This window comes from Caulobacter sp. P1_B12_2 (assembly GCF_056406675.1).
In genome coordinates, this window is record NZ_JBFTZS010000087.1 from 1 (window position 1) to 12,592 (window position 12,592).

Sequence of the window (12,592 nt, forward strand, 5' to 3'; positions counted from 1 at the left end):
CCGGCCGGGCTGACGGCCCGCACGCGCCAGGCGTCCGGGTCCCGGCAGGCGACCCCCGTCAGGGGCGAGCGGCCCGAGGCCTGGAAGGCCCGGCAATAGACGCCCGACGCGGTCTTGAACGACAGGGCGATGCGCACCGGCCCAGCCGCCTGACCCGAAGTCTGGGTGTTCAGCGCCTGGGCCAAGGGGCCGGCGGCGATCGGGGCCGGCTCGTCGGCGCCGCTGAGCGTGACGGGCGGCGGCGCGGCCAGGCGGCCGATCACCAGACCGGCGATCAGACAGGCGCTCAGGCCGACCCAGGCGGGCGCGCCCCGGCCGGTCGCGCCGGCCGGCTTGGGCAGCTTGGGGTCACGCGGCTTGGCCTTCTCCTTGACCTTCTCCTTGGCCTTGGCGCCGGGGAAGGCGATGATTTCGGCCGGCTGGGTCGAGGGCGGCGGCTTGGCGGGCGCCGCCGCGCCCGTAGCGCCGGGCGGCGCGGCGCGCACGACCCCGGCATGGGCGCTGGACAGCAGGCGGCGCAGCGCGCGCTGGGTCTCGATCCTCAAGGCCAGCTGCGGATCGGTGGCCATGGCCGCCTCGATCCGGGCCATGTCCTCGGGCGGCAGTTCGCCATCGACAAAGGCGAACACCTCTTCGTCCGGGACGGTCATGACGGGGCTCCTTGGTCGCTGGAGTTACTCTAGCCGGGAGGCGGGCCCCTGCGCCAGTTTGTCGGCGGGCGTTCGACGTTTTCACGCGACCTCGCGGCGTGGCCTGAACGCGCGGATCGGCTCGATGCCGGTCCCTCCTGGGTTGATTATCCGAGGAAATTCTCCTTTCCGCGAGCAAAAATAGTCGGCGCCACAGGGAAGCAAACGCCGTCGGACGCGTTCAGACGGATCGAGATGCGGCCCCTAAAGCCGCCCCGATCTCGTCGATCGATAGGAGAAGACCATGCGCAAGACTTCATTCCTGATGACCGCCGCGACGGCGACCTTCCTGCTCGCCGCCCCGATGGCCCAGGCCCAGATCCTCGGCGGATCCGGCGGCGCCACGGGCGGACTGGGCGGGACCGTGGGCGGATTGACGGGCCAGGCGGGTGGCTCGGTGACCGGSTCCGGTCAGGTCAATCCCGACACCGACGGCCTGACCTCTCGTCTGCAGACCACGACCGAACGCACCCGCCAACGGGCCGGCGACGCCGTTCAGACGACGCGTGACGCCACCGGGCGCACCGTCAAGAAGGGCCGCTCGGCGGCCGACGCCGTGGTCGGCGCGGGGACCGATACGGCCGGCTCCGCCACCGCCAACACCTCGGGCGCGGCCAGCGCGGCCGGCGACCTGTCCAATGACGGGGTCTCCGGTTCGCTGAGCGGCGCGACGGGCGCCGGCGCGGGGAGCAACCGCGGCGGGGCCAATGGGGCCGGCTCGGTGGGGGTCTCCGGCTCGGCCAATCGCGACGGCGTGGGCGCTTCGGTCAACACCGGCGCCTCGGCCGACGCCAAGGTCCGCAACTAGCCTTTCGGGTGCAGCCTGAAACGAAAACGCCCGCCTCGGCTGACCGAGGCGGGCGTTGACGTTCGTGGGTTTCGGAACCCTTACGAGTCCAGGAAGCTGCGCAGCTTGCGCGACCGGCTCGGGTGCTTGAGCTTGCGCAGGGCCTTGGCTTCGATCTGGCGGATCCGTTCGCGCGTGACCGAGAACTGCTGGCCGACCTCTTCCAGGGTGTGGTCGGTGTTCATGCCGATGCCGAAGCGCATGCGCAGAACCCGTTCTTCCCGCGGGGTCAGCGACGCGAGCACTCGCGTCGTTGTTTCGCGAAGATTGCTCTGGATGGCCGCGTCGATCGGCAGGATGGCGTTCTTGTCCTCGATGAAGTCGCCCAGGTGGCTGTCTTCCTCGTCCCCGATCGGGGTTTCGAGCGAGATGGGCTCCTTGGCGATCTTCAGGACCTTGCGGACCTTCTCCAGCGGCATGGCCAGCTTTTCGGCCAGCTCTTCCGGGGTCGGCTCGCGGCCGATCTCGTGCAGCATCTGGCGGCTGGTGCGGACGATCTTGTTGATCGTCTCGATCATGTGCACCGGGATGCGGATGGTCCGCGCCTGGTCGGCGATCGAGCGGGTGATCGCCTGACGAATCCACCAGGTGGCGTAGGTCGAGAACTTGTAGCCGCGGCGATATTCGAACTTATCGACGGCCTTCATCAGGCCGATGTTGCCTTCCTGGATCAGGTCCAGGAACTGCAGGCCGCGGTTGGTGTACTTCTTGGCGATCGAGATCACGAGACGGAGGTTGGCTTCCACCATCTCCTTCTTGGCCTGACGGGCTTCGCGCTCGCCCTTCTGGACGGTCTGGACGATGCGGCGATAGTCGTCGATCGGCACGCCGGTCTCGGTGGCCAGGGCGGCGATTTCCTGGCGGATGTCGCTGACCGAATTGGTGTCGTTCTCGACGAACTTGGTCCAGCGCACGCCCATGGCCTTCACCTGCTCAACCCAGTTGGGGTTCAGCTCGGAGCCGAAATAGGCCTTCAGGAACTCGCTGCGGCTGATGCCGTAGCTGTCGGCCAGGCGCAGCAGGCGGCCTTCGAGACCGATCAGGCGCTTGTTGATCGCATACAGCTGCTCGACCAGCGCCTCGATGCGGTTGTTGTTCAGCTTCAGCGTCTTGAGGTGCAGGATGATGGTGGTCGACAGGCCCTCATAGGCCTTGCGATCCGCATCGCTCAGATCGGCGCCCTTCAGGCGGCTGCCGACCAGCTTGTCCTGCAGCTTGCGGAAGGTCTCGAACTCGCTGGCGATCGCATCGAGGATGGCCATCACGCCTTCGCGCAGCTCGCCTTCCATGGCGCTGACCGTCGGGCCGGCGCCGTCGTCGAAATCGTCTTCGTCTTCTTCGCCCTCGGCCTTGGGTTCGCCGCCGGGCTCTTCGTCGCTCGGCTCGGCCGGCTCTTCGTCGGCGGCCGGCGCGGCGGCCACGCCGTTGATCGCGGCGTAGGTGCCTTCCAGGTCGATGACTTCACGCAGCAGGATGCGGCCGGTGCCCAGCTCTTCGCGCCAGACCATGATCGCTTCGAAGGTCAGGGCGCTTTCGCACAGACCGCGGATCATGGTGTCGCGGCCGGCCTCGATACGCTTGGCGATGGCGATTTCGCCCTCGCGCGACAGCAGCTCGACCGAGCCCATTTCGCGCAGGTACATGCGCACGGGATCGTCCGTGCGGTCATAGGCCGCCGGCTTCTCGCTGGTGATGACCTGCTGGTTGTCTTCGCGGGCGACGACTTCGCCGCCTTCCGAGCCTTCGGCGTCTTCTTCGGCCTCGACCACGTTGACGCCCATCTCGCTCAGCATGGCGAGGGTGTCTTCGATGGCTTCGGACGTGACTTCTTCCGACGGCAGGACCTTGTTCAGCTCGTCCATCGTGACATAGCCGCGGGCCTTGGCCTGCTTGATGAACTTCTTGACGCCGGCATCGGTCAGGTCGAGCAGGGGGCCGTCGCCGCCGGTGGCTTCAGGCGCTTCCGTCTCGGCCGAGGAATTGTTGCTCATTCAGGTCTCCGAAACGACGCGGCGCCGAAACAAGGCGCGCGTCGAGAAATGTCTACGTGATGGGTCGCCTGCGCATCGCGCCCTGTCGTCCGTGCAAGCCATCCAGTGAACCGCTAAAAAAATTCTCAAGAACAACGCCTGAAACACGCCGAAGAGCCATGGGCTAACGCTCCGCGAGCTGGGCTCAGTGCGGAGGCGTTGTCTTCGCGCGCGATCAGCATAGACCCTTGAGGGGTTTCAGCAGCCACTGGGACCTGGCGGCGGCGAGGGTGACATCCTGTTTCAAGGAGGGCGCGCGCATCAAAATGGCGGCCCGAGCGATGTCAATCAGCTGCGTGGCAAATCCTTGAGTCGCCAGATGGCGTTGCGTGACGCGCGAGTCAAGATGGGTAGTGTTAAGTATCGTTCTATTTCCGCGCGTCTCGCCCGTCGCCCTCTAGGTGATCGCCACCGTGGTGGGCGGGGCTTCCCAGAACTCCAGGCCGCTGATCTGCCGCTCCAGCACGCCGATCCGCGTCCGAAGGTCGCGGGTGGCCGACAGGGTGCCGGCGGTGACGGCTTCGCGGCGCAGGGAGTCCAGGGCGCGTTCGCTGTCGCCGATCTCGATCAGGGCCTCGTAGCAGGCCGACCACAGGGCCTTGGCGCGGTGGGGGTCCATGTTCGGGTCGAGGAACGGCACGGGGATCGCCCCGGCCACGCGCTCGACCTCGGCGACCTGGCCGCCCAGGCCCTTGCGGTCGAGAATGGCGCGGAACGGGGTGTCGTCGCCGATGCCGTCGGACAGGGCGTCGAACAGTTCGACCGCCAGCGGGGCCAGGCGCGGATCGCCGAAGCCGATCCGCTCGATGGCCTCGTCATAGGGCCGGGCCCAGGCCGGATGATCCAGCGCCGCGATGGCCACGGCGGCGTGGAAGGGCTTGAGCCGCGTGCCGATCTCGGCCCGGGCGACGCCGCGAATGCCGGGGTCTGGCGGACCGCGATCGCGCCCGCCTTTCCACTGGCCGCGCGGCACGAAGGGCCTGCCGCCGTACCCGCCGCCGCCGTCCTGCCCGCCGCCGAAGGTCGGCTTGGGAAACAGCGCGTCCAGCTTGGCGTAGAGGTCGTCGCGATAGGCGGCGGCCAGGTCCTTGTCGGCGATGGTCCCGGCCGCGGCGCGCAGGCGCTGCTTGAGGCCGGCCTTGCGCTCGGGCGTGTCCAGCGGCTCCAGGTCGCGTTCGCGGACGAACAGGGCCTCGACGAAGGGCGTGGTCTGGGTCAGCTGGCTTTTCAGGGCCGCGGCGCCCTGCTCGCGCAGCACGTCGTCGGGGTCCTTGCCGCCGGTCACGATCGAGAACTTGAACGAGCGGCCGGGCTTCAGCAGCGGCAGGGCGCGGTCGATGGCCCGGGCGGCGGCCCGCTGGCCGGCCTTGTCGCCGTCGAAGCTGAGCGTCGGCTCGGGATGCAGGCGCCACAGCACCTCCATCTGCTCCTCGGTCATGGCCGTGCCCATCGGCGCCACGGCCGGCAGGCCCGCCCGCTGGCAGGCGACGACGTCCATGTAGCCTTCGACCACCAGCATCGGCGTCTGTTCCGTCGGCGCGGCGGCCTGGGCCGCGTGCAACAGCTTGCGGGCCTCGTACAGGCCATACAGCAGCCGGCCCTTGTGGAAGAGCGTGGTCTCGGGGCCGTTCAGGTACTTGGCGCGGGCGGCGGGATCCATGGCCCGGCCGCCGAACGAGACCACCCGGCCCCGGGTGTCGGTAATCGGGAAGATGATCCGGTCCCGGAACCGGTCATAGGGCGCGCCGCCGTCCTCGGGCGCGATCAGCAGGCCCGCCTCGACCAGCTCGCCCGGCGAGGCGCCCTTGGCGATCAGATAGTCCTTCAGGGCCGTGCGGCCGTTGGGCGAGAAGCCGATGCGGAAGCGGCTCCACTGGTCCTCGGGCAGGGCGCGGCGGGCCAGGTAGTCGCGGGCGGCCTGGCCAACGGGACGGCGCAGCTCGCTCTCGAACCAGGCCGAGGCCAGCTCCATCCAGTCGCCCAGGCCGGCGCGCTTCTTGTCCTCCTGGGCGGCGCGGGCGTCGGGCTCGGGCAGGGCCATGCCCGCCTCGGCCGCCAGCCGCTCGACCGCCTCCGTGAAGGTCAGCCGCTCGGTCTCCTGCAGGTAGGAGATGATGTCGCCGTGCTTGCCGCTGGAGAAGCAGTGATAGAAGCCCTTGTCGTCGTTGACGAAGAACGACGGGCTCTTTTCCTTGGTGAACGGCGACAGCCCCGCATACTCGCGCCCCTGCCGCCGCAGCTTCACCGACTTTCCGATCACGTCGGAAGGGCGAAGACGGGTTTTCAGCTCGTCGAGGAAATGGTCGTCGAAACGCATGGCGGTCTGGTTATGAGCATAGGCCGACCCGGCGGGTTTCGCACGTCGGATGATCGGTTCGTCCAGAGCTGGATTGTGGAGGTGTGGATAAGCGCCACCCCTTTGATCCGCTCATCCCGGCGAAGGCCGGGACCCAGATCCCATAGCTGGGAGGTTGATTGGAAGCGCTCAGCGTGCCTGGCGTCAGCCCCACCGTCATTCCATCTGGGTCCCGGCCTTCGCCGGGATGAGCGGATATAAGAATTATGCCGCCGCCAAAAACCGCGTCCGCACTTTCAGCCACAACATGTTCACCGCCAGCCCTGTCAGCACCAAGGCTGCCGCCGCCAGCTTCCACCCCGGCAGGCTCTCGTGCAGCAGGATGGCCGAGGCGCCCATGCCGAACACCGGCACCAGCAGGGCCATGGGCGTGACGGTCGCGGCCGGGTGGCGCGCCAGCAGCCAGCCCCACGCCGCGTAGCCGAACATGGTGTTGCCCACCGCCTGCCAGGCCACCGCGCCCCAGGTCAGGGCGTCGGCGTTTCGGACGCCCGCGACCATGGCCGGCCAGCCTTCCAGCCACAGGGACATCAGGAACAGCGGCGGGATCGAGAACAGGCTGGCCCAGACCACATAGGCCAGCATGTTCACCGTTCCGGCCTGGCGGGCGACGATGTTGCCGCCGGCCCAGCTGGCGGCGGCCAGCAGGATCAGCAGCACGCCCAAGGGCGTCGCCGCCCCGCCGCCATGCGCGGCGATCAGCACGATGCCCGAGGCGGCCAGCAGCAGGGCGACGATCTGAAACGGCTGCACCTTCTCGCCGCTGATCTTCATGGCCATGCTGATGGTGAAGAACACCTGGGTCTGGACGACCAGCGAGGCCAGGCCCGGAGAGATGTGGCCCTTCATGGCCACGAACAGCAGGCCGAACTGCCCCGCGCCGATCAGCACGCCATAGGCCGCCAGGTTGGTCCACGGGACCTGCGGCCGCTTGACGAAGAACACCACCGGCAACAGCACCAGGGTGAAGCGCAACGTCGCGAACAGCAGCGGCGGCAGGTGGTCCAGCGCCACGCGGATGACCACGAAGTTGGTGCCCCAAACGGCCACCACGGCCAGGGCCAGCAGGAAGTGGCGCAGGGGCAGGGGCGTGTCGGTCATGGCGGGTCCGATCAAACTGGACTGATCGGCCGGACTTGGGGTTTCACGCTCGCCGCCGCAACGAAAACATTGTCTCCGGTGACAATGAAGGCGGCGAGGTCCCCTCGTCGCCTACTTCGCCAGGTCCGCCGGCGTGGTGGGCTGCGAGATCACCGCCTCCATCCGCGTCCAGCGGGCGTCCTGCGACGGGCCCGCCCGTTCGACGTGGGCGCGGACCATGTCCTGGCCGAGGTTGTAGTTGATCACGTAGCTGCGATAGCCCTCGATGAAGCTCAGCGACTTCTCGGCCTTGGCGCGCGAGCTCAGGGCGTACTTGGACAGGGCGGCCACGGCGGCCTCCTTGTCCAGCTTTCCCGACAGGTAGAGGTCGGCGATGGTGTTCTGGACGCTGGCCAGGTCGGCGGTGGCGGCGCCCAGGGCGTCGTAGGTTTCGGCCGTGACCGGGTCCAGCCCGGCCAGCGGGTAGAGAACCTTGCGCTCGAAGGCCAGTTTCTCGGTGCCCGGGAAGGCCAGCCGGATTCCGTAATTGGCCGAGCCCTCGGCGATCAGCGATTGCGGCGAGAACAGCGGATAGACGCTGAACTCGACCCAGCCCTTGCCCTTGGTCAGCTTCTCTTCCAGCAGGGCGTTCAGCACGTGGTGGCCGGGATAGCCCTCGTGGCAGCCCAGGTCGACGGCGCGGCTGATCGGGGTGGGCAGGTCGGTGTTGACCTCGATCAGGCTGTGGGCGTCGCCCTTGTACCAGTTGTAGCCGCTCCAGGGCTTCTTGGTGACGAACGAGAGGTCGAAGCGCTCGTTCTTCGGCAGGGCGATGTGGGCCTGCGTGCGCGCCTTGCACTCGGCGATCGCCGCGTTCATCACCGGCTCCAGCCGGTCGGTCGGGATCGTGTAACGGGCCTGGAAGGCGGTGACCCGGGTCGCCAGGTCGCCCTCGCCGGGCACCAGCTTGTCGATCTTGGCCAGGATCGGGTCGTAGGCGGTCAGCGGCTTCAGCGGCGGACGCACGCCGAACAGGCCCTCGGCCTCGTCCTGGAAGCTGAACTTGACGCCGGCCAGCATGGCCAGGCGGGTCTGGGCGGCCTTGACCTGACCGGCCAGGAAGGCCTTGCGGCGGACCTCGTCGGGGCTCAGCGCCTTGCCGTCGACGGCCTTCAAGGCGCCGGCCAGCCGGTCGGCCTCGGCGCGCAGGGCCGGCACCTCGCGCGGCTTGGCCTTGGCGGCGGTCGCCCACTCGGCGGGGCCGTAATAGGCGTCGACATAGCCGGGCTCGCGTTCGCCGGCCTCCAGGGTCAGGCGCACGAAGTCCTTGGCGATGACGTCCAGCTTGGCGCCTTCGGGCGCGGCGAAGGCCGGAGCGGCGAGCAGGGCGAAGGCGGCGGTCGCGGCGGCGAGGCGGAGGATCATGGACGGCGTCTCAGGACGAAGAAGGCGCGCACGCTGCCCCGCGCCGCCGGTTCCCGCAAGAGCGCTGGCCTCTGTATGTGTCGTCATCCCGGACGAGCGCGCAGCGCGAAGATCCGGGACCGACGCCTGAGCGCAGGCGCTTCCGGCGGTCCCGGATCGGCGGCCCTTCGGGCCTTGTCCGGGATGACAGGCTATGGCGGAAGTCTTCTAACCCCGCGCCGCCACGGCCAGGCCCGGGAAGTCGCTGAACAGGCCGTCGACGCCGGCGGCGTACAGGGCCTTGAACACCGCGGCGACATCACCCGGCTGGGCCAGGTAGTCGGCGGCGGTCGCGTCGCCGCGGCGCAGGCTGGACGGCAGGAAGTAGTTCTCGGCCCGCACCGTCCAGGGGTGGACGACCAGGCCGGCGGCGTGGGCGTCCTTGACCAGCGACGTGGCCGGCAGCAGGGCGTCGGCGTCCTGCGGGATAATCTGGGTCTTCTCCGGACCCAGGCCGTCGGCGTAGAGGGCGACCCCCTTCAGGCCCGAGGCGCTGACCAACTGGGAGTAGGTGACGTTCGGCAGGTCGGGCGGGCCGCCCTGGCCGGCGGTCAGCAGCACCAGCCGGGCCTTGGTCTTGGCGCGAATGGTCTTCAGCGGCGTGACCTCGAAGCACTGGACGAAGACCGGGGCGGTGGCCGAGTCCAGGTCGTTCTTCTTCAGCAGGGCGACCAGCCGATCCTCGACGGGCAGGCCGATGCTGGCGAAGTAGCTGGGGTGCTTCATCTCGGGATAGACGCCGATGGTCCGGCCGGTGCGCTGGCTGCCCGCCTTGGCGATGGCGACCACCTCGTCGAAGGTCAGCAGTTGGGCCTGGCCGTCGTATTTCGTGTTGCCGGGACGCAGTTGCGGCAACCGCTCGCGGGCCCGCAGCGTCTTGATCTCGGCCAGGGTGAAGTCTTCGGTGAACCAGCCGGTGATCTGCTGGCCGTCGATGGTCTTGGTCGCCTTGCGGCCGGCGAACTCGGAACGGCTGGCCACGTCCGTCGTGCCGCCGATCTCGTTCTCATGCCGGGCGATCAGATGGCCGTCCTTGGTCGGGACCAGGTCGGGCTCGATGAAGTCGCAGCCCTGGTCGATGGCCAGATCGTAGGCCAGCGCTGTGTGCTCCGGCCGCAGGCCCGAGGCGCCCCGGTGGGCGATGACGATCGGCTTCTTGCTCGCGGCGGCGAAGCTCGTGCCGGACAGCAGGGTGCCGGCCAGGGCGGCGGTGGTGAGGGCGCGTCGGGTCAGCAGGGTCATGGCCGCCATCTAGCGCGCCGATGTGACGGTTTGACCAGCCCGCCGACCCTTCCGGCCCGATCCTCGGGTCGTCCCTAGTCCTTGGCGGTGCGGTTCAGGATGGCGAGCAGGCTCTGCGATTTCTGGGGCAGGTCGGAGGCCAGGCGCGAGCACATTTCACGCACGCCGACGGCATAGGCGTCGCCGCCCTCGGCGATCTCCAGGGCCCGCTTGGCCAGGTCGTCCAGGTCGCGGCCCATGGCCTCGATCTGCTCGCGGGCCAGCAGGCGCGCCTCGCTCTGCAGGCGGCGCACGCGCTGGGTCGTGGTCTCGGGACCCCGGCTGAGATTGTAGACCTCGACCGGCTGGGCCGGGTCGGGAACCACCGTCAAAAGCGGACCGTTCATGGCGTCGACTCCTCGGGCGGCGTCCAAACGCGGCGCCGGCCCTCGCAGATACAAGGCTGCGCCGTAGCGGACCGTTCCCCCGGTTTTCGCCGGTTCGCGCGATCGATCGGGTTAAGTGTCCTGCCTGCCACAGCTTCGCGTGGGCGGCGATTCCGGCGCCTATCCGGCGGGCGTTTTGCCGGCCGTTTCGCTGGTCTTCTGGGCGCCCGGATCGCACGGACCCTGGTAGGTGCTGGCCGCCTTCAGGCGCATCGTCTGCTTGCGACCGAAGGCCGAGACGACCAGTTCCAGCTCGGTGTCGGCGGTGGTGACGAAGTCGCCCCGCACCGTGCCGGTCAGGGCGTAGGTGATGTGGTTCTTCTCGCAGACATGGTCCAGCAGGAAGCCGTCGGCGGTGCGGCTCACCGTGGGATTGCCGCAGGGCGAGACCTTGCGGGCGGCCTCGGCGCCGGGGTCGTAGCCGTCGCCCACGCAGTGGAGCGACTCCTCGGGGCCGGCCGGGGTCTGGGTCACGGTCTTCCACAGGCCCGGCTTGAGCGTGGTGGGGCCGCCGGCCGCCGGCGCGGCGTCCTGGCCGGCCGAGGGGACGGAGCCGGCGCCCGCCGTCGGCGCGCTGGCCCGGTCGTCGGTCCGCGAGCAGGCCGCCAGTCCCAGCGCCAGCAGGGCGGGGATCAGGACGCGTGTGCTTGGGACCCGGTTACGCATGCGAAATCCTAGCGCGCTCGGCGGGCGGCGGGAAAGGCCTCATGCCCATCCCGCGCCGCTCGAGAGCATGAACGCGCGATCAGCCCGGATAGACCGCCATGGCCGGCGCGTGGCCTGCGGCGGGGGCGATCGAAGCCGCCATCGAGGCGGAGCTCGGGGCCGAGCCGGCGGCCGGGGCCGGGCGCTGGAACTTCAGGCTGCGGCCCTGGAACTGGGCGCCGGTCTCCATGGCCAGCTGTTCGTGGGTGATGTCGCCATCGACCACGGCCGTCCCATAAAGACGCACCTGCTTGGCCGAGACCTGGCCGGTCACCCGGCCGTGGATCTCGATGACCTGGGCGTGCAGCGCGCCCTCGACCCGGGCGTTGGGCCCCAGGATCAGCTTGCCGACGCGGACGTCGCCCTGGACCACGCAGTCCAGGTGGACCTCGCCGTCGCCCATCACGTCGCCCTTGATGGCCACGCCCTGGGCGACCATCGAGGCCGGCCTGGGACGCGGCGGCGCGGCGGCCGGCGCGGGCGCCGAGGCGACCGGCGCGGGTTCGATCTGAGCCAGCGGCGTGAAGGCCGGGGCGGGGGTGTTGTCTTTTTTCTTGGCGAACATGGCGACGGCCTTGTCTCGAAATGGTGCGTTGTGGGTTTGGTGGAGCAAGAGCGGCGCCGTGCGGTGAACACTTGCCCCCTCCGGGCCTGCGGCCCTCCTCCCCCAGAGGCGGAAGAGGACGTCGCGCGTTCGTCCTCCGCCCCCTGTGGGGCGGACAGACCGCGAAGCGGTCAGGTGGGGGCAAGTCGCGACTCGCCCCATGGTCTCCGCAAGCGGAGCGCCCCATGCCCAACGAAACCCTCGAACAGCTGATCGACCGCCTGCGCTCGGTGGAGGCCCAGATCGAGGCCGCCTTCGTCGCTCGGGCCGCGCGCCACGCGCAGGACCACGAGGTCCACACCGATCCCGCCGGCAAGCCCTGCTTCAAGGCCGACGCCCTGCGCCGCCAGAAGGCGCACCGCAAGGGCATGAACATCGGCCGCACGCCTTGGCCCACCCTGCTCACCATGCCGCTGATCTACGGCATGGCCGTGCCGCTGTTCATCCTCGACGTCAGCATCAGCCTCTACCAGCTGGGCTGCTTCACTGCCTGGGGCATCGTCCGGGTCAAACGCTCGGAATATGTGGTCATCGACCGCCACCGGCTGGGCTATCTGAACCCGGTGCAGAAGCTCAACTGCGTGTTCTGCGGCTATGGCAACGGCGTCATCGCCTATGCCCGCGAGGTCACCGCCCGCACCGAGCAGTACTGGTGCCCGATCAAGCACGCCCTGAAGGTCAAGGGCAGCCACGACCGCTACCGCGACTTCCAGGCTTACGGCGACGCCGAGGGCTATGTGGCGAGCTCGGCGGCGTATCGGGAGCGGCTGAAGCGGGGGGAGTAGGCTCGCCCCGGTTCTTCTGGCCCCGGCCCCGCCAGTAGAAGGACCACATGTCCGGCTCGGGCGGCGGGGTCCCGTCCAGCGCCATCTGCCGCACCCAGCGGGGCAGCCAACTGGCCGCGTCGCTTTCTTCGCCGGGCCGGTCGCGACGGATCTGGGCGATCTGAGCGATCGCCGCTCGGATGAAGCCGGCCTTGAACCTGGCGCGGATGTAGGCGCGCATCGCGCGCTTGAGCCGGCTTGGGCGGATGCGTTTGGCGCGGGGCTGGACCATGGGCGTCTCCTTTCGGTGCGGCGAACACTTGCCCCCTACGGACCGCTTGGCGGTCGTCTTCCCCCACAGGGGGAAGAGGGGAGCCGCGTTTGCG

At 69.3% G+C, this 12,592-nt stretch carries 11 protein-coding genes; 2 read left to right on the forward strand and 9 right to left on the reverse strand.

The annotated features are described in order from the left end of the window. The coding region (locus tag AC1DZ6_RS07750) for an anti-sigma factor family protein (protein ID WP_477096615.1) at nucleotides 1-650 on the reverse strand (650 nt) is incomplete at its 3' end. A 283-nt stretch (nucleotides 651-933) separates the two neighbouring features. Here AC1DZ6_RS07750 and AC1DZ6_RS07755 point away from each other — a divergent pair. Beyond that, nucleotides 934-1,497, forward strand: a complete 564-nt coding sequence (locus AC1DZ6_RS07755; protein ID WP_477096616.1) for a hypothetical protein — start codon at nucleotides 934-936, stop codon at nucleotides 1,495-1,497. Between the two features lie 80 nt (nucleotides 1,498-1,577). Here AC1DZ6_RS07755 and rpoD read toward each other — a convergent pair whose 3' ends face one another. The 8 genes from rpoD to AC1DZ6_RS07795 all read right to left on the reverse strand — a co-directional run bounded on the left by rpoD (nucleotide 1,578) and on the right by AC1DZ6_RS07795 (nucleotide 11,403). Then, nucleotides 1,578-3,527 carry an RNA polymerase sigma factor RpoD gene (rpoD, locus tag AC1DZ6_RS07760; protein ID WP_477096617.1) on the reverse strand — a complete coding sequence of 650 codons (1,950 nt, stop codon included), beginning with the start codon at nucleotides 3,525-3,527 and terminating at the stop codon, nucleotides 1,578-1,580. Nucleotides 3,528-3,963: 436 nt separating this feature from the next. Continuing rightward, a complete protein-coding gene (dnaG, locus tag AC1DZ6_RS07765; RefSeq protein ID WP_477096618.1) occupies nucleotides 3,964-5,883 on the reverse strand; it encodes a DNA primase in 1,920 nt (639 codons plus the stop codon). Nucleotides 5,884-6,126: 243 nt separating this feature from the next. Then, nucleotides 6,127-7,023, reverse strand: coding sequence for an EamA family transporter (locus AC1DZ6_RS07770; protein WP_477096619.1), 897 nt, complete (start codon nucleotides 7,021-7,023; stop codon nucleotides 6,127-6,129). A 111-nt stretch (nucleotides 7,024-7,134) separates the two neighbouring features. After that, nucleotides 7,135-8,427, reverse strand: a complete 1,293-nt coding sequence (locus tag AC1DZ6_RS07775; protein ID WP_477096620.1) for a hypothetical protein — start codon at nucleotides 8,425-8,427, stop codon at nucleotides 7,135-7,137. A gap of 207 nt (nucleotides 8,428-8,634) precedes the next feature. Beyond that, nucleotides 8,635-9,717: a glycerophosphodiester phosphodiesterase gene (locus AC1DZ6_RS07780; protein ID WP_477096621.1), complete on the reverse strand. Its 1,083-nt coding sequence runs from the start codon at nucleotides 9,715-9,717 to the stop codon at nucleotides 8,635-8,637. Between the two features lie 65 nt (nucleotides 9,718-9,782). Continuing rightward, nucleotides 9,783-10,094, reverse strand: coding sequence for a hypothetical protein (locus AC1DZ6_RS07785; RefSeq protein ID WP_477096622.1), 312 nt, complete (start codon nucleotides 10,092-10,094; stop codon nucleotides 9,783-9,785). 159 nt (nucleotides 10,095-10,253) lie between these two features. After that, a complete protein-coding gene (locus AC1DZ6_RS07790; protein ID WP_477096623.1) occupies nucleotides 10,254-10,799 on the reverse strand; it encodes a hypothetical protein in 546 nt (181 codons plus the stop codon). A gap of 79 nt (nucleotides 10,800-10,878) precedes the next feature. After that, nucleotides 10,879-11,403: a bactofilin family protein gene (locus AC1DZ6_RS07795; protein WP_477096624.1), complete on the reverse strand. Its 525-nt coding sequence runs from the start codon at nucleotides 11,401-11,403 to the stop codon at nucleotides 10,879-10,881. A gap of 224 nt (nucleotides 11,404-11,627) precedes the next feature. Between AC1DZ6_RS07795 and AC1DZ6_RS07800 the strand changes: the two genes are divergently transcribed. After that, nucleotides 11,628-12,227: a hypothetical protein gene (locus tag AC1DZ6_RS07800; RefSeq protein WP_477096625.1), complete on the forward strand. Its 600-nt coding sequence runs from the start codon at nucleotides 11,628-11,630 to the stop codon at nucleotides 12,225-12,227. The last annotated feature ends 365 nt before the right edge of the window (nucleotides 12,228-12,592 follow it).

Coding starts and splice junctions, on each gene's coding strand:
- AC1DZ6_RS07775 (WP_477096620.1), bottom strand. CDS start 8,427: ATGATCCTCCGCCTCGCCGCCGCGACCGCCGCCTTCGCCCTGCTCGCC.
- AC1DZ6_RS07785 (WP_477096622.1), bottom strand. CDS start 10,094: ATGAACGGTCCGCTTTTGACGGTGGTTCCCGACCCGGCCCAGCCGGTC.
- dnaG (WP_477096618.1), bottom strand. CDS start 5,883: ATGCGTTTCGACGACCATTTCCTCGACGAGCTGAAAACCCGTCTTCGC.
- AC1DZ6_RS07800 (WP_477096625.1), top strand. CDS start 11,628: ATGCCCAACGAAACCCTCGAACAGCTGATCGACCGCCTGCGCTCGGTG.
- AC1DZ6_RS07780 (WP_477096621.1), bottom strand. CDS start 9,717: ATGGCGGCCATGACCCTGCTGACCCGACGCGCCCTCACCACCGCCGCC.
- AC1DZ6_RS07795 (WP_477096624.1), bottom strand. CDS start 11,403: ATGTTCGCCAAGAAAAAAGACAACACCCCCGCCCCGGCCTTCACGCCG.
- AC1DZ6_RS07770 (WP_477096619.1), bottom strand. CDS start 7,023: ATGACCGACACGCCCCTGCCCCTGCGCCACTTCCTGCTGGCCCTGGCC.
- AC1DZ6_RS07790 (WP_477096623.1), bottom strand. CDS start 10,799: ATGCGTAACCGGGTCCCAAGCACACGCGTCCTGATCCCCGCCCTGCTG.
- rpoD (WP_477096617.1), bottom strand. CDS start 3,527: ATGAGCAACAATTCCTCGGCCGAGACGGAAGCGCCTGAAGCCACCGGC.